Origin of the sequence: Limosilactobacillus kribbianus, from assembly GCF_026413145.1 — a bacterium.
Taxonomy (GTDB): Bacteria; Bacillota; Bacilli; order Lactobacillales; family Lactobacillaceae; genus Limosilactobacillus; species Limosilactobacillus kribbianus.
In genome coordinates, this window is the sequence record NZ_JAOVYZ010000031.1 from 1 (window position 1) to 22929 (window position 22929).

Consider the following 22929-nt stretch of genomic DNA (forward strand, 5'->3'; position numbering starts at 1 on the left):
GGCCACCTAATTAGTAACCGCGATTACTACTTAGGTGGCCTTAAAATTAACGAATTACTTTTCAAACGACATCCTGTAAGAACCGACCACTAATTGTCAAGCTCTTAACTTAATGACATTGGAATTAACCTAGCCTCTTTGCTGTTATATAGCTTATAAATGCTACGGCGCGGTAGCTGGCTGCGACGCGAAGCTAGCCTGAACGTTGATAAATCAACGCCCACCAGGATAGGCTAGCTTCGCGTCGGGACGCCTAGCCAGCCTCCCAAATAGGCTTGCTCCGCGTCGACGGGGGTGGGAAGACGAACTCGCAAGCAAGTTCTTTCCCACTCCCTTCTTTAGTAAATTATTAGTCGAGGTTCTTCACAAATTCGCCGATCCGCTTCAGGCATTCCTTCAGGTCCTCGTCGGATGAAGCGTAGGAGAGCCGAACGTAGCCGGCACCACCGGCACCAAAGGCACTCCCTGGAGTTACGCCGACCTTGGCGTCCTTGGCCAGGGCCTTGGCGAACTTGACGTCGTCGTCACCGAACTGGGCTGGAATTTTTGCAAAAACGTAGAAGGCCCCTTCCGGCGTCGACAACTCAAAGCCGATCTTCTGCAGACCGTCGACGATCAGGTCACGCCGGTGCTGGTAAATCTTGCGGAATTCAATCGGATCCTGACGACCGTTGTTCAGTGCCTCGGTCGCAGCCGCCTGAACGTTATCCGTGACGGTCGTTACCAGGTAGGCGTGCATCTTCCGAATGCTGGACATGATCGCTGCCGGACCGGCAATGTAGCCGAGCCGGTAACCGGTCATGGCGTGGGACTTGGACAGACCAGAGATGAATAAGGTCCGTTCTGGGATCAGTGAGGCAATGGAGTAGTGCTTAACGCCGTAAACCAGGTCACTGTAAATCTCATCGGTAATGACGTAGAGGTGATGCTTTGCAATGACCTTGGCCAGGCCCTTGATGGTCTCCTCAGGGTATTCACGGCCGGTTGGGTTAGTTGGGTAGTTCAAGAGAACCGCCTTGACCCCCTTGTTTTGTTCCAGGACTTCTTCCAAGTGCTCCGGCGTCAAAACAAAGCCATCGGCGGAAGTATCAACCTGGATTCCCGTGGCACCAGTCATGGCAACCAGTGGGAAGTACAGGGAGAAGACCGGCGTCGGGATGATCACCTTGTCACCCGTGTTCAGCAGGGAGAAGAGCGCTGCGACTAGGGCCTCGGTCGCACCGACCGTTGCTACGATTTCGCTGTCAGGATCGTATTCGACCCCGCGGGTATCCTTGATGTAGCCACTGATTGCCTTCAGGAGTTCGGGCTTCCCGGCCTGAGGTGCATAGTGTGAATCGTTATCTTGGATGCTCTTAATGGCTGCTTGCTTGATGTGTTCCGGCACGTTCATATCTGGTTCACCCAGGGTCAGCTTAATAATTCCAGGAATCTTGGAAACCTCATTATCGAAGGCCCGGATTCCGGATGGGTTCAGAGCACTCAACTTGTGATTAATCGTTGCTTGTAAATCAGTTGCTAATTCAGGCATAACTTCATTCCCTCTCTATTCGTGAAATTACTTTAATTTTATTATTAATCTTAAGGATGGTCAAGCAAATTTTAATTTTAGTTTAATTTTGCTTTAATCTAGCTTCAAAAAGAAAAGCCGCCCTGGCGTTAGTACGTCAAAGCGGCTTTAGTAAAGCTAGTTTTAACTTATTCCAAGAAGTCCTTGAGCTGCTTGGACCGTGATGGGTGGCGCAACTTCCGCAGGGCCTTGGCTTCAATCTGCCGGATCCGTTCCCGGGTTACCCCGAAGACCTTGCCGACTTCTTCCAGGGTCCGGGTCCGCCCGTCGTCCAGGCCGAACCGCAGCCGCAGGACGTTTTCTTCCCGGTCGGTCAAGGTGTCCAGCACGTTTTCGAGCTGCTTCTTCATCATCTCGTAGGCCGCGTGGTCCGCCGGGCTGGTAGCGTCCTGGTCCTCAATGAAGTCACCCAGGTGGGAATCATCCTCTTCACCGATTGGGGTTTCCAGGGAAACTGGTTCCTGAGCGATCTTCAAGATATTGCGGACCTTCTCGGTTGGCATGTCCATCTCGGCACCGATTTCTTCCGGCAGCGGTTCCCGCCCCAGGTCCTGGAGCAATTGCCGCTGGATCCGGATCAGCTTGTTGATCGTTTCAACCATGTGAACCGGGATCCGAATCGTCCGGGCCTGGTCAGCAATTGCCCGGGTGATCGCCTGCCGAATCCACCAGGTGGCGTAGGTGGAGAACTTGAAGCCCCGCCGGTAATCGAACTTCTCGACGGCCTTCATCAGCCCCATGTTCCCTTCTTGGATCAGATCCAAAAACTGCATCCCCCGACCGACGTAACGCTTGGCAATGGAAACAACCAGCCGCAAGTTAGCCTCAGCCAGCTCCTGCTTGGCTTCCTCATCACCCTGTTCAATCCGCAGGGCCAGCTGCACTTCTTCGTCCGCCGTCAGCAAGTTGACCCGGCCGATTTCCTTCAGGTACATCCGAACCGGGTCGTTGATTTTAACCCCAGTTGGTGCAGAGGTATCCTTCATGGCCTTTTGGGACAATTTTTCGGTGGCCTGCAGTGCCCGCGGGTCTGGATCACCGTGGTTATCGACCACGCTGATTCCGGCGTCTTCAACGTTTTGCAGGAGGTTGTCGATCCCGGCTGCGTTCAGTTCGAACGGTTGGGCAATCTGGTCGTTTAATTCGTCATACTTAACTTCTTTTTGCTTCTTGTATTGGCGAATCAACTTCCCGACAGCGGTATCGTATTCTTGTTGGTTGAAGTTTTCGCTATTGGAAATCACAAGGTCTTTCTTCTTACTCTTTGCCATACTTATTTAGTCTCCTCCGCTTTGTACTGTTGTTGCTTCTTTAATAACTTAACAAGCTCAATCGTGAGCTGGGTTGTTAGTTCAGTATTGTTTAGCGTGCTGGCTTCCTTTAACTGGGACTTTACTTTCTTGATTTGCTCCTGGAGTGGCGTCTGCTCGGTAATGATCTGCAGACAATCATCGATCAGCTGCATTTCGGGATCCGGATTGACGTTTAGCTGCTCAAGCTGACTCAGTGCCGTCCGCAATTCTGGATAATCGGCGAGGTAGTCCAAGAAGCGGGCCGGACTGTAATCGCCAGATTCTGCAAAGTAGCTCGTCGCCACCATGTAGAGCGATTCGTACTTCTCGTGGACGAAGTGAAAATCGTCGCGCGCCCGGACATGGCTCCAGACATTGGGGTCATGGAGCATGTAGCGCAATAGGATCTGCTCCGCCAATTCCGTCCGGTCAACCGTTGCCGTTTTTTCTTGAACCGGCGGCGCGTAACTGACCGCTGCCTGCTGTCGATAGGCCTCGGCCGGGGCTTCCGGTCGCTGCCGCATCGTGCCCTGCAATTGGTGCAGCTGACTTAACAGGGCTGCCTTGTCGAGCTTGAACTCATCCGCCAGCCGGCTCAGGTACATATCCTGTTCCAAGGGCGTCTTGAGGTGGGCAATTTCCTTGAGAGCGCCCTCCAGATACCGAAATAATTCCTGCTGGTTATTCAGATTCTTGCCGTTGCGCAGGAAACGCAGGTAAAAGTCAGTGGTGGTCTCCTCCTGTTCCTTAAGGTAGGTTCGGAAGCGCTCGGCACCGTGTTGCTGGACGAATTCATCCGGATCGATTCCGGCCGGCAGCTGGACGACCCGCACCTGCAGGCGGCCATCCTGATGGTCGTTGACCAGGCTGATTGCCCGGTCGATAGCATTTTGCCCGGCGGAGTCCCCATCGTAGCAGATATCGAGCTGACTCGTCGTCCGGTTGATGATCTGGACTTGCTCTTCGGTAAAGCTGGTCCCCATCGAGGCAATGCCGTTTTCAACGCCGGCACCAAAGGCCGAAATCACGTCCATGAAGCCTTCAAAGAGGTACAATCGACCATCCTGGCGGGCCGCTTTCTTGGCGAGGTTCAGGTTGAACAGGGTCCGACGTTTGTTAAAGATCGGCGTCTCGGGACTGTTAAGGTACTTTGGCAGGTCGGTCTGCTGAGTGTTTAAAAGCCGGCCGGAAAAGGCGATCACCTTGCCCTGACGGTTGCGGATCGGAAACATCACCCGCTCCACAAAGCGATCCTGCAGCTGACCCTCGCGATCCTCGGTAAACAGGCCCGATTTGCGCATCAGCTGATAGTCCAACTTTTGCTGCCGGCAAAAGGGGGTCAGAATCCGCTGTGCCGGTGCAAAGCCGATCCCGAAGCGCTCAATCAGCTCCGCACTCATTCCCCGCTTTTGCAAGTAGTTGCGAGCCGGTTCCCCAGCGGGCGTGTTGAGCAAGATGTGGTGGTAAAGCTGCATGGCCTTCTCGTGGAGGTCAAAAAGCTTTCCGACCTCACTATTTACCGGCGCGCCGGCTTCTTGGTGTGACTCCAGCTCAGCATACTGGCTTGGCAGCTGAACATTACCGAGCTTGGCCACCTCTTGGACGGCCTCAACAAAGCCAATATGCTTGTAATCCATCAGGAACTGGAAGACGTTCCCGCTGCGGCCACAACCAAAACAGTGGTAAAACTGCTTCTCAACACTGACCGAAAACGACGGGGTCTGCTCCTCGTGAAAGGGACAGAGACCAGTCAGGTTCTTGCCCGCCCGGCGCAACTGAACGTACTGGCCGATCACGTCACTAATATCAACGGAATTACGTATTTGATCAATCATCTCACGTGGTATTCTGGCCATTGAATCACCCCACTTGATTAGTTCGCGAACAGTAACGAAAGGCCGCAACCCAACGGAATGCGACCCTCCAATCAATCATTTAACCATAATTCACTTAATTTATATGATACCACAAGTTGCACGGATTACAACCAAAAGGACTCGGATTACTTCACAATCAGGTCGTCCAGGTTCCCAACCAGGGCTGCCAACCGGGCCAGGATGGTCAGCTGGGCCAGCCGGTTGCGCCGAACCTTCTCGTCCTTATCCATGATCATATTTTCATCAAAGTATTCACTGATCACTGGTGCCAGTGAACGCAGGGCGGCGAAGTTCTCGGCGACGGTCCGGTCGGCTGCGGCTGCTTGAACAGCGGCCACGGCGTCATAGAGCTTCTTTTCGGACGGGTTGACGAAGAGTGTCGGATCAACTGTGATCTCTTTGTCAAGCTTTCCCTTCTTAGCGATCCGCAGAACCCGCGTCAGAGCCTCGATCGTTTCCTTGAAGTCGGCATCGTCCTTGTGAGCATCAATTGCCTGAGCGGCTTCGATCACGTTGGCAATGTCATCGGCCTTGGTGTCGGTAACCGCGTCGGTGATATCGTGACGCAGCTTCTCACCGCTGAAGAGCTGCTTCAGGCGGTCGAGGAAGAAGGCCCGGACCTGACCCTTGTTTTCATCCAGGGCGTATGGCAGTTCAATGCCAGCCTGCTTGAAAGCGGCCGCCAGTTCCGGTTGGATGCCCATCAGTGGCAGGTGCCAGTTGCGGGCGTTGATGATCCGCACGATCCCAAAGGCCTGGCGCCGCAGGGCGTATGGGTCGTTGGAGCCGCTCGGGATCATCCCAACGGCAAAGAAGGAGATGATACTGTCAAGCTTGTCGGCAATTGCCAAAACAGCCCCGATCTTTGTCTCCGGCAGGGCACCCTCAGCGGAAATCGGCATGTAGTGTTCCCGAATGGCTGCGGCCACGTCGTCCTTTTCGCCGAAGAGCTTGGCGTAGATTTCACCCATGATCCCCTGCAGCTCGGCGAATTCACCAACCATCTGCGTCGTCAGGTCAAACTTGTAGATGTGGGCGGCTCGGTCAAGGTCGGCCAGTTCTTCGTCACTCAGGCCGAGGTGGTTCCCCAACAGCTGAGCGATCACAGCAACCCGCTGCATCTTGTCGTACATTGAGCTGATCTTGTCGTGGAAGCTGACCCGCTTGAGGCGTTCAACATACTCGTCGATCGTGATCTTCTGGTCTTCATCGTAGAAGAACTTGGCATCTTCCAGTCGTGGAACCAACACCCGCTCGTTCCCCTTGATGACGTTGTCCAGGTAGTCGCTGTTTCCGTTGCGAACGGCGATGAAGTGTGGCAGGAGCTTGCCGTCGTGGTCCCGCAGGTAGAAGAAGCGCTGGTTATCCTTCATTGAAGTAATCAGGACCGGATCAGGCAGGGCCAGGTACTTCGGATCAAAGGAACCGGCAAAGGCAGTTGGCCATTCAACCAGGTTGTTCACCTCTTCTAAGAGGTCGGCGTCCTTATTGATTACCCAGTCGTTCTTCTTAACAATCGCGTCGATCTGGTCAGTGATGACCTGCTTGCGCTTGGCCTGGTCGGCAATCACAAAGTCGGCCTGCAGAGCGTCCTCGTAATCGGTGGCCTGCTTGAGTTCAACATCGTGACCCAGGAAACGGTGGCCACGAGTGGTCCGACCGGCTTCCACGTCCAGAATCTTGAACGGCACAACCTGGTCGTTGAGCAGGGAAACCAGCCAGCGGATCGGCCGGATGAATTGCAGGTTGTTGTAACCCCAGCGCATCAGGGTTGGGAAGTTCATCGCCGTGATGACGCCTGGCAGGCCCTGGAGCACTTCGGCAACCGACTTGCCGGCAATGTGCTTTTCAACGAAGACGTATTCAACGCCCTTGACTTCTTTGAACTCGATGTCGTCGACCGTGGCGCCCTGTCCCCGGGTAAAGCCGATGGCCGCCTTGGTCCAGTTGCCGTCTTGATCTTGGGCAATCTTCTTGGCCGGGCCCTTAACAGATTCGTCAATATCGGGCTGCTTGTCGCCCAACCCCGAGATCAGGAGTGCCATCCGCCGTGGCGTTGCAAATTCCTTAATTGAGTCGAAGGAAATCCGTTCTTCCTTCAGATAGTCGGCAACCCGTTGGTGCAGCTGCTTAATGCTTGGCGTTACCACGTGGGCAGGCATTTCTTCAACGCCGACTTCCAGTAAATATGAGTTCGTCATGTTACTTGTCCCCCTTTTGCGCTTGCTTGGCCTTTTTAGCCGCCTGCTTTGCGGCCCGCTGCTTGGCTTTTTCAGCCCGCTTGGTGTATTCGTCTAAGGTCTTTTGCCGTAACTTTTCATCGTGAATCAGTGGGAAACCACGCTTGCGCCGTTCCTCAACGAAGGCCTTGGCGATCGTCTTGGCCATGATCCGGATCCGGTGCAGGTAGCCGGCCCGCTCGGTAACGGAGACCGCGCCCCGGGCGTCCAGCAGGTTGAAGGTGTGGCTGCACTTCAAAACGTAGTCGTAGGCCGGGTGAACCAGGCCGAGCTTGATCAGCCGCTTGGCTTCGGCTTCATAATCATTGAAGAACTTCAGCAGCATCTCCTGGTTGCTTTCTTCAAAGGAGTACTTAGAGTGTTCGTATTCCGGTTCCTTGAAGATATCACCGTAGAGCACCCCGTCGGCCCATTCGAGATCGTAGACGGAATCAACGTTTTGGATGTATTCGGCCAGCCGTTCCAGCCCGTAGGTAACTTCGGAAGCAACCGGGTGCATCTGCAATTCACCGACGACTTGGAAGTAGGTGAACTGGGTGACTTCCATCCCGTCCAGCCAAATTTCCCAACCAACACCGGCACAACCCATTGACGGGTTCTCCCAGTTATCTTCCACGAACCGAATATCGTGCTCCAGCGGGTCGATCCCCAGCTCCTTCAGGCTACCCAGGTAGAGGTCCTGGATGTTGTCCGGTGATGGCTTCATGATCACCTGGAACTGGTGGTGCTGGTACAGCCGGTTCGGGTTCTGGCCGTAACGACCATCCGCTGGCCGGCGGGATGGTTCAACATAGGCCGCACTCCACGGTTCTGGCCCGATTGCCCGCAGGAAGGTGTAAGGGCTCATCGTCCCAGCACCCTTTTCCGTATCGTAGGCCTGCATCAGCATGCAGCCCTGTTTAGCCCAGTATTGTTCAAGCGTAAAGATGATATCTTGGACACTTAGCTTTTTCGTTGTCATCGTCATTCTTCCCTTCTCAAAATAAAACGCCCCTGCAGCTACTATGATCCAGTAACTGCAGGGACGAGGTTAAATTCGCGGTTCCACCCTGCTTTTTTGCATTCCTGCAAAACAGCTTAGTTCAGTCGGCTGTTGGAGGGCCTGCTGATGATTCACCGTGCAGGGCTTGCACCCATCCCCACTCGCTGTAGCGGTGTCAATCATCATTTTTCTCCGTCATTGCCGGTATTCAAATTAATACGTACCTAATAATAGAGAATGTCCTCTTGATTGTCAATCGTTTGAAGAGATTTTCCCCATCTTTTGTTCCAGGCGGTTCATCTGGTCGATAAAGTGTTTGCTCTTCAAACGGAGACCGACCTGGTCGTCGTAAAGCGTATCGACGACCGCCTGAATGTGGCGCATCGTGACCGGATTGATCTTGATCGTCTGGATTTTTTGCAGGTTGGCATGGGCCAGGCGCTGCAAGAAGTAGATCGTACGGCGATCCAAATGCAACCGGCGCGGATCGAGGTGCCAATGCTGACTGCAGAGCATCCCCCCGTACTGTTCGGAGAAATCCAGCGGCCACTGGTTGCGCCCGCAAATGACGCACTGATCCCAGTTCGGTGCCACCCCGAACATCGTCAGCAATTGGATGGCGATCACGTTGGCCACCGCCTGGGGGTCAACCCCCTGATCGATCCGTTCCAAAGCGGCGGCCACCTGGTCAAACCAGCCACCGATTCCCCGGTGGTCGGGAAAGGCGTGGTCGACTAGGGACAGGATATAGGTCGCGTAGGCGTTGCGGGCCAGATCGCCGGCGATGTGCCGGTACTGGTGGGTCTCGCTGGCAGTATTGATGAAACTCAATCCGTCATCGGCCAGGGAGCCAATGTAAGTCCCGTGAGTAAAGGGCAGAATATCGGCCGCCAACCGGTTTCCCCGCTTCTTGGCCCCGCGGACGAAGAACATTGCCGGACCAATCTTGTCGGTCAGGATTTTGACTAAGAGGTCGCGTTCGCGGTAGTCCTGACGCGAGATGATGATTCCGCGAAAGTCAGTTATCTCCCGGGCCACTGCCAAGCCCCCTTTGCTTTAGTAGTCCTTGTTGCGGTAGCCGTAGTCCTTCAGCATTGCCGACTTGTCCCGCCAGCCGGGAACAACCTTGACCCAGAGCTGGAGGAAGACCTTGTCACCGAGCAGGCGTTCAATATCCTGCCGGGCCAGCGTTCCGATCTTCTTGAGCATCTGGCCCTTCTTGCCGATGATGATTCCCTTTTGGCCGGGACGTTCCACGACGATATTGGCGGAGATGTGAACGTGCTCTTCGTCCTCACGCTTGATGGAGGTGACGTCGACAGCCACGGAATGCGGCACTTCGTCACGCGTTAGCATGAAGATCTTCTCCCGGATCATCTCGGCCACAACGAAACGCTCCGGGTGATCGGAAATCTGGTCTTCGGGATAATACTGCGGCCCGTGTGGCAGGCCGTCCACCAATTGGTTGATCAGGCCATTGACGTTGTTCCCCTGGAGGGCCGAAACGGGAACGACCGCCTTAAAGGGCAGGGCGTCCTTGTACTGGTCAACGATGTCCGGCAGGTCGTTGGGGCTGACCTGGTCGATCTTGTTGACGACCAGGTAGATCGGCTGCTTGACCTGCTTGAGGTGGTTGATGATAAAGTCGTCACCGGCGCCCCGCTTTTCGGTCGCGCTGACCACGAAGAGGACGGCGTCGACCTCGTCTAAAGCCGACATCGTGGACCGTTCCATGAAGTCACCGAGTTTGGTAGCTGGCTTATGAACCCCCGGCGTGTCAATGAAGACGATCTGGGCGTCCTTGCTGGTGTAGATCCCCTGAATCTTGTTGCGCGTCGTCTGGGCAACGTTGCTCATGATCGCCACCTTTTGGCCGACAATGTAATTCAAAAGAGTTGATTTGCCGACGTTTGGCCGGCCGATGAGGGCCACAAAGCCCGATTTGTAGTTTGGATTATCCATATTTTCTTCCTATCTTATCAGTGCAAGCAGCCGGGGAACAAAGATGATCGCCCCGACCGCCACGGCAAAGAGTGCCGCCAGCAGAACTCCGCCGGCGGCCACATCCTTGGCCTTTTTAACGTTAATATCGTAATGATGACCCACGAGCAGGTCGGTAATCGCCTCGGTGACCGTGTTCAAGAATTCAGCCGCCAGAACCAAGAAGATCACCAGCAGGATCCAGAGCCAGTCTGCCGTACTAATCTTCAGCCACCAGCCGACCATCACGGCCAGGACCGCCGCCAGGACGTGGAAACGCATGTTGCGTTCGTCCCGCAGCATGGCAACAATGCCGTCAAAGGCGTGCCCCATCGCCTGGAGCAGGTGGCGGTTCTTCGTAACCTGGTGCTTATCGTTGGAGTCCATACTCATCGAGAATCTCCCGCTGCAGGCTAAACATCTTCTTTTCGTCTTCCGGCTGAACGTGATCGTAGCCGTTCAGGTGCAGAAAACCGTGGACCACTAAAAAGCCAAGTTCCCGCTCGGTGGAGTGGCCGAGGAACTTGGCCTGCTCAGCCACCTTGTCAACGGAAATGAAGAGATCACCGAGGTTGACCGGTAACTCAGCTGCCAGTTCCGGATCCATGATGATCGGTGTCTCGTCGCCACTCTCTTCGGCCGCAAAGCTCAGGACGTCAGTAGCACGGTCAACGTTGCGGTATTCAGCGTTCAGTTTCTTAATGGCCGGGTTATTCATCAGGGTCACGGACATCTCGGTGCTGTCCGCCAGGCCGAGTTTGTTCGCCGCAAACTGGAGCAGCTTGTTGATTAATTCGCGCTGCTCTTCGCTGATCCCATCAGTCGTTTGATCGTAAATCGTCAGATCCATTGGTCTGGTCCTCCCTTGCCTTCTTCTTTGCTGCCTCCTGCTTGGTCGTGGCTTCCTCGTAGGCGTCGATGATCCGGGCAACGACTGGGTGCCGGACGACATCCTCGGCGCTGAAGGTCACAAACTTAATTGAGCGAACGTTCTGCAGGATCCGCTGGGCCGCCACCAGTCCGCTGCGAACACCGTGCTTGAGGTCAATCTGGGAAATGTCCCCGTTAACCACCATCTTGGAGCCGAAGCCAAAGCGGGTCAGGAACATTTTCATCTGGGCGTTGGTCGTGTTCTGGGCTTCGTCGAGGATGATGAAGGCCCCGTCGAGCGTCCGGCCCCGCATGTAGGCCAGTGGTGCAATTTCGATGACGCCCCGTTCCATCAGGCGCTGGGTGTGATCGGCACCAAAGATGTCGTTTAAGGCGTCATAAATCGGTCGCAGGTAAGGGTCGACCTTTTCCTGAAGGTCCCCCGGCAGGAAGCCAAGGCTCTCCCCAGCCTCAACCGCCGGCCGGGTGATGATGATCCGTTCGACTTCCCCGCGCTTGAGGGCGGCTACCGCCATGGCGACGGCCAGGTAGGTCTTCCCAGTCCCGGCCGGTCCAATTCCAAAAGTAATGTCGTTATGCTTCATCGCGTTGACGTACTGCCGCTGGCCGAAGTTCTTCACCCGAATTGCCCGGCCGCGCCGGTCCTTGATGATCGTCTCGCTGTACAGGTCGGCGAAGTATTCAAGCGTCCCACGGTGGGCCATCTTCATGGCGCTGACAATGTCGGTACTGTGAATCCGAATTCCCTGATTCAGCAGGTCGATCAGGGCGTGAAAGACGTCGACAGTTAATTTGACGTCCTCCTCTTGCCCCTTGACCTTCAGATTATCGCCAAACGGGTTGATGGTAACGTCCATCCCCTGCTCAATCAGGCTAACAAACTTGTCCTGGGGGCCAAGAATCCCCACTTCAATTTCCGGGCTGTCAATCCGGAATTCCTGTTCAATTTCATCGTTTTTTTCTACCAATCTAAGTAAAACCCCTTTAGTAGTTAATTCCTTTTTGATTATATCACAGCTTCCCCGCCGGCCCTATCAACTTGGCCGAATGCGCCCGAATTTTCTGGCGCGCAAAAAGGCCAGTGAGAACGTCTTGTTGCTCACCGGCCTGCTGTGATTTATAAAATGTTAAAAAGCTGCTGGTAATCTTCTGCCGTCACGGCACTCGCCAACTGTCGCTGCTCAGTCAAGAGTTCCTGTAAACGGGTTGGCGAAGCTAGGGCCACGCGAATCTGCTGTGCCAGCTTGGCCGCATCCTTTGGCGCAAAAACGTTGGCCGGTGATACCAGCTGCGGGGCGTGGAGCGTCGAATCAAAGCCCAGGATCAGCTGGTTCTCTTCAAAGGCGCGCCGCAGGGCCTGGAGAATCTCGGCACCGTGATTGATGTCTAAGAAGAAGTCGGCTGCCTGCCAGAGCCGCGCCGCCTGTTGGTCCGTAACATTTGGATAGAGGCTGACGTCGGCGAATTTCCGAAAGGCCAGTAGCTTGGCCGACATTTCGGTCACCGCCATGATGTCAAAATGAACCTCCGGCAGTTCTTGAACAAGAGTCGTTAGCTGCTCAAGCTGGTCCGAATTGGTGGCGATCAGGGCCCGGGGCCGGTCCTGATTCTGTCGTTTGACAGGATAGACCATTCCCAAATAATGAAAATCAACCTGGGAGCTCGTTAGCTGTGCCCGATACCGCTGCCAGTCGCGGTAACGCTGAAAGACGATGTGTCGAGTCCGCGTTTGATTCTGCATTAAATTGACCATATTGCCGGGTAGCTCCCCCTTAACCGGCTCGTGCCAAAAGAGGGTGTCCTGACCGGCCGCCGAGAGGCTCAGCGCCAGTCGGTAGGATTCGTTGAGCGTATTGTAGAGGATCTGGTCCAACGGGTAGCCACGCAGCTCAAGATAGAAGCGCACGAATTCAACGTAGTCATTGAAGAAGTGTCGATGCTGCTGATAGATCAGCGCAACGGTGCCAGTGAGGAGATTGATGGTCAAAAAGGTCGACCCGTCAGCAGCGAAGTACTGGCGCAGGGTCGGCTGCTGATGGTCGTAAACCGTCCGGGCGAAGCGATAACTGTGGCGGTTGTAGTGGTCGACCCATAAGATATCGCCACCGCGCCCCCGCCACTGCACCAGCTGGACGGTCCGCTGACGGTTCTCTGGCTGCCAATAGACGATGTCTGCCCGCTTCTCGCTGAGCTGGTAGATGGCCGCCGCCTGCTGATCACCGACGACCCGCCAGTATGCCGGCACTGGCAACCGGTCAAAGTACAATGGCGGCCGCTGGGAATCATAACGGCCGAAAAACTTGATCGGTGAATCGACCTCATCCGGCAAGAAGCCGTTATCGTGCATGACCACTGTCGGAATCGTCAAGCCGGCACGGCGTTGGGATTCCCAGAAATGACGGGAAGCCGGATCAAATTTTTCAATTAAGTTTAGCATCTTCCAGCCCCCTCAAAAAGTTTTGCCACTTATCAACAACATTGGCGTCCAAGTACGGCACAGCTGCCAAATAGGCCTGCTGGTGGAAAGTTGCCAAGGTCGGGTGGTTAAAAAGCTTGACGATCCCCGCCGCCAGGTTTTGCCACTTCTCCTGCGCGGCAGCGTTTTCATCATACGGGATCAGGTAGCCGGTTTGCCCGTTTTGAATGAAGGTCGGATTGCCATAAGGAACGTCGAAGCCCACGATCGGCAAACCGGAGCCGACCGCCTCCAGTAGGCTCAACCCGAAGCCCTCGCTCGTCGAAGCGGAGGCGTAGGCCGCATACCGGGTGTAAGTCGTGGTCAAATCATGCTGCCCCATCAGGCGGATGTAATCGGTCGCGTCCAGCTGTTCAATCAGCTTTTGCAATTTTTCCCATTCAGGCCCCTGGCCGTAAATATCCAGCGTCACGTCGGAAATATCGTGACGGGCGAGGGCCACCGCCTGAACCAGCCAATCTAAGTGCTTTTCCGGCGCCAGACGCGAGGCGGTGATGAGCACGTGCTTTTTGCGCTGACCATTCGAGTAGTGGAGCTTGCTCAGGCTGCCAACCGGAATCGCGGCCGCCTGGACGGGTGAGTGACCATACTGGGTCTGCTGGCGCACAAATAAATCGCGCTCCTGCGGGGTTGCGAATAAATAGGCATCAATCTGCTGGGGATGATTAAACTGATAGTCATAGAAATTATTCCAGAGGATATGCTCACTGGTCGTCCCCACCTTGCTGTAGTGTTCGGCATGAATCGGGACCACCAGTTTGGCGGAACCGTGATTCTCCAAGAACAGCTCACCATTGGCCAACTCTTTATCTTCATCCAGCCGGTCCATGATGATCACGTCATTGGCCTGAAAATCGAGCTGCTGCAGCATTGCCCGGTAGAGGGCGTCCTTGTTTACAAGCACGCGCCCGTCCGCGAATTGGTAGAGTTCGTGCCCCTGATCATAGTATTGGTGGTAGGCTGGCTGACCATCTTCATTGTAGAAGTCACGGGCCACAACGTAATTTTTCCCCGCCGTCCCCTGGTAATATTCACTGGCGTACTTGACGTAGGAATAGAAATCCCGCTGCAAGAGCCGACCATTTAATGAGTATGAGACCTGGTCGATGGTCTGCTGCTGTGGGTCATCGAGTCGGGCCGTGATCAGAAGCTGCTTGCCTGCTTGGCGATAGTCGTATTGGACCTGTTTGCCATCCGGCAAGCCCTTCTTTTGAAAGCCCGGCGCTAGTCCCTGCTCAAAAGCGGCAAGTTGGTAGGTCGTCGGTGCAATTTTGACGTCCGTAAAAAAATTATAGAGCCAGATGATCTGGTCATCGTGTAAGCCGAGGTTGCTGGTCAGTTCTTCCAGATTGTTGGCAAGCAACATGTTGGAAAAGACCACCTTCACCGGAACCTTCAATCGCTCCAAAAGCTTCACTCGGTAGGCTTGGGCGTATTCGATTCCGCTATTGGCCCAGCCAATTCCCAAGTTAATATTGTAAACCGTCATGCTAATCCCCCTTTAAATGCCTCCCCACTGTTATTATATCGCAATTTAACAGACATTCTGCGCCAAAATGGGCAGGACCTGGCCAAAGCGCAAGCAAAAAGGGCAGCCATGAAACAATCTCTGTCTCACAGCCGCCTTTCTGGATCGCGCCTGACCCGTCCTGCTAAAATTAACAGAGCATAAAAGAACAAAGCAGCCATGAAGAAAAAAATGCTTCATGACCGCTTCATTTTCTTATCGTGCTTGGTCTACATAATGCCGAGCCTCATCATAAGATAGTTGATAAGTATCCATCAATTGGTGGACAATCGTCTCATTATCTAATTTCAGACTAATTAACATTTTAGTTGCTGAACTGATTGCTTGTTTACGTCCCTCTTTGATTCCTTGTTTGCGGCCCTTCTTCAAGCCGATCGTCTCACCATTCTTGAGTCCAATTGCCACGCCTTCATCTTTAGCATCGATTAAATCCATTTCATACTTCATAAAGATCCGCCGCCTTTCTGGATCGTGCTTGATCCGCTCCATTTTCTCGTAAATTCGTTCCGCTAACTCATCTCCCGGCGTCCCGCTCGTTACATCAACTGAAAGAACTGCTTTAGCCTTATTTAGTCACAAAAGAGCAAGGCAGCCGCAAAACAATATTTGTCTCATGGCTGCCCCTACCAAAATTTATTGCATGTATTTTTGTGCTTCTTGCCGTGACAGGCCATAGTTGCTCATCAAATCATGCTCGATTGTCTTATTACTAAAATGCTTGTTTTTCAACACCTTAATCATCAAAAGAATGTCCTTGGCTTGCTGCTCATTGCGACCTTGAGCGATTCCTTGTTTGCGGCCTTGTTTACGACCTTTCTTCAGCCCGATCGCTTCACCATTTTTAAGGCCAATTGCCACACCTTCATCTTTGGCATCGATTAAATCCATTTCATACTTCATAAAGATCCGCCGCCTTTCTGGATCACGCTTGATCCGCTCCATTTTCTCGTAAATTCGTTCCGCTAATTCATCTCCCGGCGTCCGCTCGTTGTACATCAGCCGGAGGAATCCCTTTAGCCCTATCTTATCACGAAAATCAGATGTTTTGGCATTAAAGAAGAGCTTGTAGCGCCCCGGCGCCGACGACAGCGACAGTTGCCGCAAGCAGCGCTCGTCAAAGGAATAATCTGGAAAATCGAGGCCATAGTAATCAAAATCACAGAAGAAAACCACGTAGACCGGCAAGTCGTTAAATTGCTTGTAGTCGTCGCCCGGTTTGAGGAGCTCAAAATCAGCCTGGTCCAGGTAATGCAGCGCCCGGCTGACCAGGTTGTGATTGTTTTTCACCTGCATTTCTAAAATATAAGTCCGCTTCTGATCATCACGAACATAAACATCAAAACGCGGCGCCTTCACCCCCAGCATAGTATTAACTTGCTTTTGCGTCTCAACCTGTTGGACGTGTTGGATATTTAGCTGCGGGAAAATCCGTCGCAACACTTCCAGACAGATCTGATTGTCCTCCATCACCATCCCAAACATCCGGTCATCGGCTAGGGTGAGGTGCTCCCATTTGGTCGAAGCGGCTTGGAGTTGCGCTTCCCAACTCGTTGATTGTACCATTGCAGACCCTCCATTTATCTATTCGGCGGATGATTTATCCCCCTAATATATAAAGACGTAAGAATTGCCCAATTGCACGAAACTTTTTTTAATTTTTTCGCTCCTAAACGAACAAAAAGGCCTCGGCAACTCGAATGAGTTCCTGAGGTCTTTTCATTGCCCGCAGCCATCCACCTGGTTTCGAATCAAGTAAATAAATTTGGGGAGGTTATTTACTCTTGAGCAGACTCTGCTACGAGCAATGGATATTTAGTTTTCACGCTTCTTTTTAGCAGCGAGTCCAGCTAGGCCGAGCGCACCTGCTAACTCAATTCCGGCGGCAGCCAGGATGGCGCTAGTGTCGGCATCGTTGCCCGTCTGTGGCAATGTGATGTTGTTGCCACCATCGGAAGTAGCGTTGCTAGTGCCGCTGACCGTGCTTGCGGCTTGGCCTTGCAATCCATTAGCAACTGTTCCGGCGTAACCACCACCGTTACCAGTCTGACCGTTGCCAGCAGTATTGCCATTGTAAGTGCCATTACCATTGAAAGTACCGCTATTAGTACCTTGCTCCGCAGTAGTGTTCTGATTAGAACTCGTATTACCGTTGGTGGTTTGATCACTATTAGTAGATGATGAACCATTGGTAGTGCCACTAGTATTCTGGCCGCCGTTGGTCGTCGACGAACCATTCGTGGTGCCATTGTTGTTCTGGCCAGTATTGGTGTTACCGCCATTAATCGTTGAACCATTATCACCGTTCTTCGTATAGGTGACCGTCGTGTTCTCGCCCGGAGCGGTTGGCGTGACTGTGTTGTTCGTTGGCGTGTAGCCGTTGACGGATGGCACAGTCTGGTTTTCAGCGATCTTAGTCGGATCGTTTGGATCATTCTGGTAGGTCTGACCAGTACCAATCTGCTTGCCGTTCTGATCAACCGGAATAATTTGACCCAGCTTCTGGTAGGAAACGGTCGTCGAAATATTCTTCTGAACGGCCGGTTGTCCAGTGATTGTCTTTTGGGTGGTGTAGTAACCATCGACAACTGGCACTTGGACATCGCTGTACTTCTTCTGACTTGGCGTCCAGTCCGTGCCACTGATGACTTTGCCAGTGACCTTATCAACGGTGACAGTCCGCGTCCAAGTTGAGGTTTGAACATTATCGCCGGTTAAGGTTTCGCCGTTTGGTCCGACGAAGTGAACCGTGTAAGTGTAGTCCTTGCTGTAGGTATCCTTGGCAGGCCACTTAGGACCGTTTGGATCGTTCGGGTTAATTGGTGTACCTGGCTCATGCTGGTCGTTTGGACCAAGCTGGGCTGTGCCGTGTTTAACCGTAACGGTGTAGGTTTGATCGACGGATGGGTTATTGTCGAAGTTTTGACCGGTCGTTGGGTTAGTAATGTTCGTAACATCGTAACCCTTGTTCTCCAGCTCGGTGATCGTCTTGGTTTGGTCGTAGTTAATTGGCTGTCCGCCCTTGCCAGTAACCGTGTCAGTTGTGATTGGGTTGCCGTCTGGGTCAACGTACGTGATAGTCACTTTCTCAGTGTCAGTGGTTGGAGTTTGCGAGCTTTGGCTGGTCTGACTGCCTTGACTCTGGGAACCTTGACTGGTCTGACTACCTTGGCTTTGTGAGCTTTGGCTTGTCTGGCTGCCCTGACTCTCGGAACCCTGACTAGTCTGACTGCCTTGGCTCGTTTGACTACCTTGACTCTGCGATCCCTGGCTGGTCTGACTACCTTGGCTCTGTGAACCTTGACTGGTCTGGCTGCCTTGACTCTCGGAGCCTTGGCTAGTCTGACTACCTTGACTCTGCGATCCTTGGCTGGTTTCACTGCCTTGGCTCTGTGAACCCTGACTGGTCTGGCTACCTTGACTTTCTGAACCTTGACTTGTCTGACTGCCTTGACTCTCGGAGCCCTGACTGGTTTCACTGCCTTGGCTCTGCGAACCCTGGCTAGTCTGGCTATCCTGACTCTGTGAGCCTTGACTGGTTTCACTGCCTTGGCTCTGCGAACCTTGGCTTGTCTGGCTGCCTTGACTCTCGGAGCCCTGGCTAGTTTGACTACCTTGACTCTGCGAGCTTTGACTTGTCTGGCTGCCTTGACTCTCGGAGCCCTGGCTAGTTTGACTACCTTGACTCTGCGAGCTTTGACTTGTCTGGCTGCCTTGACTTTGCGAACTTTGACTCGTTTGGCTACCTTGACTCTGCGAACCTTGGCTAGTTTGGCTGCCTTGACTCGTTTCACTGCCTTGACTCTGTGAGCCTTGACTTGTCTGACTACCTTGACTCTGTGAACCCTGACTCGTTTCACTGCCCTGGCTCTGCGAGCCTTGACTCGTTTCACTGCCTTGACTCTGTGAACCCTGGCTAGTTTGACTGCCTTGACTCTGTGAACCCTGGCTAGTTTGACTACCCTGGCTCTGCGAACCTTGACTCGTCTGACTACCTTGACTCTGTGAGCCCTGGCTCGTCTGGCTGCCTTGACTCTGCGAACCTTGACTCGTCTGACTGCCTTGGCTCTGTGAGCCTTGACTCGTTTGACTGCCTTGACTCTGCGAGCCTTGGCTCGTCTGGCTGCCCTGACTCTGTGAGCCTTGACTAGTCTGGCTACCTTGACTCTGCGAACCTTGACTCTGCGAGCCTTGACTCGTTTCACTGCCTTGACTCTGCGAGCCTTGGCTCGTCTGGCTGCCTTGGCTCTGCGAGCCCTGACTTGTCTCACTACCTTGGCTTTGTGAGCCCTGACTAGTTTGACTGCCTTGACTCTGTGAGCCTTGACTTGTCTGACTACCTTGACTCTGTGAACCTTGGCTCGTCTGACTGCCCTGGCTCTGCGAACCTTGACTCGTCTGACTACCTTGACTCTGTGAGCCTTGGCTAGTTTGGCTGCCCTGGCTCTGTGAACCTTGACTCGTCTGGCTGCCCTGGCTTTGCGAACCTTGGCTGGTCTGACTACCTTGGCTCTGTGAGCCCTGGCTAGTTTGGCTGCCTTGACTCTGTGAACCTTGGCTCGTCTGGCTACCTTGATTGTTCTTTACATAGGTAACCGTGTAAACCCGGTTTGGATTATCAATGGAAACTGTGTCGCCACCGACATACTGACGATCTGGCGTGTAACCGGCAATCGCTGGCGTATCAATAACTTGATAGTGTTGGGTCAGTGGTTGCCAGCCGTTATCGCGAACGATTTGACCGGTAACTTTATCAAGAACTAAGTTGTGGCCAAAGTCGACTGTCGTAACGCTGTCCTTTGGCGTTTGATCACCGGCCCCAACGTAGTGAACCGTCTGAGTGCCGTGAGCAATTAAGCTCTGTTTATCAGTGCCGCTTGGGTACTTCGGGCTTTGCGGATCATTCGGATTGATTGGCTGACCCGGATCACCAGGCGTCGTTGGCGTAATGTCCTTCGTCCCGTGCTTCAAAGTTACAATAAAGACTTGGTTGGTGCTGTCATTGTTGTCAAAGTATTCGACCTGTCCACCGTAATCAAAGCCATTGTTTACCAAGACATAGCCTTGATTGATCAGCTTAGTTAGCGTACTCCCAGTACTATAATTGATGGCCGTGCCCGGCTTACCCGTTAAGTCACCAGAATTAGTATTGGCAATTTCACTATTACCATTGTCCTGATCCAAGTACCGAACCTGGGCGTGCTGGTCGTTGACCGTTGGCATCGTGTCCTTAGTGTAGGTAACGGTGTACTTCTTAGTTGAGTTTGGACCAACGGAATCACCACCGACGTATTGGTAATCCGGGGTGTAACCCTTGATCTGCGGCGTGCCAATAACCGGGAAGTTCTGGGTGCTTGGTGTCCATTCCGTGCTGTCAACAACCTGGCCCGTTACCTTATCGATCGTCTTCGTCCGGGTAAAGGTGAGCGTCTTTGTTATCTCATCTGGCGTCTGGTCACCAGCACCGATATATTCAACCGTCTGAGTACTGGTTGCCGTTAAACCATCTGGATCCGTCCCAGCCGGATACTTCGGGCCGGTTGGATCATTCGGATTAATTGGCGTGCCCGGTTTGCCAGGATTAGTCGGCGTGACCGTCATCGTAGCGTGGCCCATAATGACTTCAAAGCGCTGAACCGTCTTGCCATTATTATCATAAACAGCACCAGTTGGGAAGCCATTATTGATCAGCTTGTAACCCTTGTTTTCCAGCTTTGTAATTTCCGCCTGGTTCTGCTGAGCATAGTCGATGACACTGCCAGCTGCACCAGAAAGCTGACCCGAAGTTGCCAATTGGGCATTATTATCATCCTGGTCAAGGTAAACTATTTCAGCAACCTGTTGCTGGTTGTAAACAACATTCGTATTCTGCCCCGGATCAGTCGGCGTGACCGTTGACGTTGATGGGGTATAGCCCGGAATCGTCGGAACCTTTTCATTCGGCGTTACTCCAGCCGGATTCTTAGGATCAGTTGAATATTGCGGTTGCTCCGCTCCAGCAATTGGATTGCCGTCCGGCGTAACCGGAATAATCTTGCCGTTGGCAGCGTAAATCACGTAAACATCATAGGAGTCGGTTTCGTGGTTAACCGTGACTGCATCGACGTTCCGGTTATCCTTGCTGTCCCGGTCAACACTGACTAAGTGGTAGCCATTGATTACCGGAGAAGTTTGCGCAGCTAAACTAGTGTTGCCAGTCCAAACTAATGGCTTTACCAGTTGGCCGCTAACCAGGTCAATGGTCCCGGTCCCTGTTAAGGTGGTTTCCTCCGTAACCGGCTGACTCAGCTGCTGTTTGTTTTGATCTACGTAATTGATCTTCCGCGTTACCTTAACCGTTTGCGTTGTCGCCTTAGTGCCATGGCTAAGATGAATAACGTACGTCTGCCCATCGAACGTCAGTGCCGCACCCTTCGTTGGGTCAGAAACCAGTTGATAACCTTGCTTTTCATAGGTTTGGATATCATTCTTAGTATTGTATTTGGCATCCTGGCCCTGGGAGCCGCCCATTTGAAGGTTCTTCAAGGTAATCCCGGTCGTGTCATCGATAAACTGAACATTTAAGTTTGCATCGACTGGGGTATAAATAACCGTAACCGTTTGATCCGCACTGTTCGGTGTAATTCCCGTTTGTTCCTGAACGGTTGAAATGTTTGGCTTGTACCCGACCTTCGTTGGTGAGTCAACCTTAGTAAAGGCCGTGTCACTGGCTGTCCACGCCGTCCATTTGATGGTACCGGTTGGGTCGGTCAGATCACGCATCCCAGTCCGGGTAAAGTCAATCCGTTGAACATTGCTTGGGAAGACGGTCTTGCCATTACTGTCAACATAGTTAATCGTCCGGGTAACGCTCTTGTTGGTATCGGTATTATTGGTAATCTTTTCAATCCGGTGACGCAGATAAACATTATAGGTATTGTTACTCTCATTAAAGGTCGTCGTCCCAGCCTTAAACCGTTTGGCCTCCGGGTTGTCAGCATCAACATATTGGTAACCAGCTTGGCTCGTGTAATGGTTAATGATAGTTTGCGGATCTTGACCACTCGCAAAGGTAATCACATTGCCGTAGTGCCCATTAATCGCGGGAACGGTTTCCAAGACCTTGTACTGCCCTTTTCCATCAGCGTCAGCCTGCCCATTCGTCGTGACTGGCGTATCAAGATCAACGTAATTGATCTTGGCAGTTTCGTCGTCACCTTGGTAGAAGACGTAGACGTTCTTTACTAATGAATCATTGGGATCTGGAAGTGTCACCTTTACCTTTTTACCACTGTCACTCGCATTAAAGACTTGATAGTCTCCGCTTAAATTGAGCGTATTACCATTGCCAAATTGAACAACCCCTCCCTTATATGTAGGAGTTACCAAATGATAATGGCTCTTTGGCGTTACCGTTACGTCCATTACATTTTGGCTCTGTGAATTTTTACTCTGATTAACAACTAACGGTGCATTGGTTACCATTTGTCCAGTATCAACATTGCAGTAATAGAACAATAATTGCGAGGTTTTAGCCTTATCTGGACGTGGTGAAACAGTCGCCGTAGACTTTTGAATATCTGTAACTGGTGTTCCATCCTTATTTAAGGCTTGCATCGTAATTGCTTCATCACTATTGTCTGGGTTCTGATAATTAAATCCGTAAAGTAAAACAAATGATTTTGTGCGTCCCTGTAGTGAAGAACCACTGTCTTCATAATAGTAGTGCAGCATTTGCTTAGCCTTTGCCTCATCACTATCAAAGACTACATCAGAGCTTGTCTCTAGCGTCTTCATATCATTGCTTGTCATTTTTAACAATGATTTAGGAATATTAGCTACAACTAATAGATATTTTGCTCCCGTTTTACTATCAGTTTGTACTGAATAAGCAATACCTTCATAATTATCATTTTCGGTATTTTTGATCCCACTTCGCAACAAAGTTGCTTAAGTCCGCTTGGGCGGCTTCTAACGTAGCTGCTTGACGAATTATTTTAAAGTCTGTCATAATCTCCCGACGATCATGCTTACGAACATGCCCCATTAAATTACGAGCAACATGAACCCAACAGCGTTGAAACTTTGCCTGGGGGAAATTACTAAAAATAGCATTT

At 52.5% G+C, this 22929-nt stretch carries 15 protein-coding genes and 1 pseudogene; all 16 read right to left on the reverse strand.

Going from position 1 to position 22929, the window contains the following annotated elements; genetic code table 11:
- Window positions 1–349: 349 nt before the first annotated feature.
- Complete coding sequence (locus tag OCT58_RS07095; protein ID WP_267202180.1) at window positions 350–1531, reverse strand: aminotransferase class I/II-fold pyridoxal phosphate-dependent enzyme; 1182 nt, start codon at window positions 1529–1531, stop codon at window positions 350–352.
- Window positions 1532–1698: 167 nt separating this feature from the next.
- On the reverse strand, window positions 1699–2841 hold the full coding sequence (rpoD, locus tag OCT58_RS07100) for an RNA polymerase sigma factor RpoD (RefSeq protein ID WP_267202181.1): 1143 nt from the start codon (window positions 2839–2841) through the stop codon (window positions 1699–1701).
- A gap of 2 nt (window positions 2842–2843) precedes the next feature.
- A complete protein-coding gene (dnaG, locus tag OCT58_RS07105; protein WP_267202182.1) occupies window positions 2844–4718 on the reverse strand; it encodes a DNA primase in 1875 nt (624 codons plus the stop codon).
- 146 nt (window positions 4719–4864) lie between these two features.
- Window positions 4865–6940 carry a glycine--tRNA ligase subunit beta gene (gene glyS, locus OCT58_RS07110; RefSeq protein ID WP_267202183.1) on the reverse strand — a complete coding sequence of 692 codons (2076 nt, stop codon included), beginning with the start codon at window positions 6938–6940 and terminating at the stop codon, window positions 4865–4867.
- A gap of 1 nt (window position 6941) precedes the next feature.
- Window positions 6942–7940 carry a glycine--tRNA ligase subunit alpha gene (glyQ, locus tag OCT58_RS07115; RefSeq protein WP_267202184.1) on the reverse strand — a complete coding sequence of 333 codons (999 nt, stop codon included), beginning with the start codon at window positions 7938–7940 and terminating at the stop codon, window positions 6942–6944.
- Window positions 7941–8213: 273 nt separating this feature from the next.
- Window positions 8214–8999: a DNA repair protein RecO gene (gene recO, locus OCT58_RS07120; RefSeq protein WP_267202185.1), complete on the reverse strand. Its 786-nt coding sequence runs from the start codon at window positions 8997–8999 to the stop codon at window positions 8214–8216.
- 18 nt (window positions 9000–9017) lie between these two features.
- Window positions 9018–9923, reverse strand: a complete 906-nt coding sequence (era, locus tag OCT58_RS07125; RefSeq protein WP_267202186.1) for a GTPase Era — start codon at window positions 9921–9923, stop codon at window positions 9018–9020.
- A 9-nt stretch (window positions 9924–9932) separates the two neighbouring features.
- On the reverse strand, window positions 9933–10328 hold the full coding sequence (locus tag OCT58_RS07130) for a diacylglycerol kinase family protein (RefSeq protein WP_267202195.1): 396 nt from the start codon (window positions 10326–10328) through the stop codon (window positions 9933–9935).
- Window positions 10312–10791 carry an rRNA maturation RNase YbeY gene (gene ybeY / locus OCT58_RS07135; protein ID WP_267202187.1) on the reverse strand — a complete coding sequence of 160 codons (480 nt, stop codon included), beginning with the start codon at window positions 10789–10791 and terminating at the stop codon, window positions 10312–10314. Before ybeY ends, OCT58_RS07130 begins: the two co-directional genes overlap by 17 nt.
- On the reverse strand, window positions 10760–11800 hold the full coding sequence (locus OCT58_RS07140; RefSeq protein ID WP_267202188.1) for a PhoH family protein: 1041 nt from the start codon (window positions 11798–11800) through the stop codon (window positions 10760–10762). Before OCT58_RS07140 ends, ybeY begins: the two co-directional genes overlap by 32 nt.
- A gap of 149 nt (window positions 11801–11949) precedes the next feature.
- Window positions 11950–13269 (reverse strand): accessory Sec system glycosylation chaperone GtfB, encoded by a 1320-nt coding sequence (gene gtfB, locus OCT58_RS07145; RefSeq protein ID WP_267202189.1) that lies wholly within the window; start codon window positions 13267–13269, stop codon window positions 11950–11952.
- Complete coding sequence (gtfA, locus tag OCT58_RS07150) at window positions 13253–14797, reverse strand: accessory Sec system glycosyltransferase GtfA (protein WP_267202190.1); 1545 nt, start codon at window positions 14795–14797, stop codon at window positions 13253–13255. The genes gtfB and gtfA overlap by 17 nt, the downstream gene beginning before the upstream one ends.
- Window positions 14798–15031: 234 nt before the next feature.
- Window positions 15032–15283, reverse strand: coding sequence for a hypothetical protein (locus tag OCT58_RS07155; RefSeq protein ID WP_267202191.1), 252 nt, complete (start codon window positions 15281–15283; stop codon window positions 15032–15034).
- A 186-nt stretch (window positions 15284–15469) separates the two neighbouring features.
- Complete coding sequence (locus tag OCT58_RS07160) at window positions 15470–16399, reverse strand: Rpn family recombination-promoting nuclease/putative transposase (RefSeq protein ID WP_267202192.1); 930 nt, start codon at window positions 16397–16399, stop codon at window positions 15470–15472.
- Window positions 16400–16648: 249 nt separating this feature from the next.
- A complete protein-coding gene (locus OCT58_RS07165) occupies window positions 16649–22429 on the reverse strand; it encodes a mucin-binding protein (RefSeq protein ID WP_267202193.1) in 5781 nt (1926 codons plus the stop codon).
- A 295-nt stretch (window positions 22430–22724) separates the two neighbouring features.
- Window positions 22725–22929 (reverse strand): annotated as a pseudogene (locus OCT58_RS07170) (transposase); the annotation flags it as partial.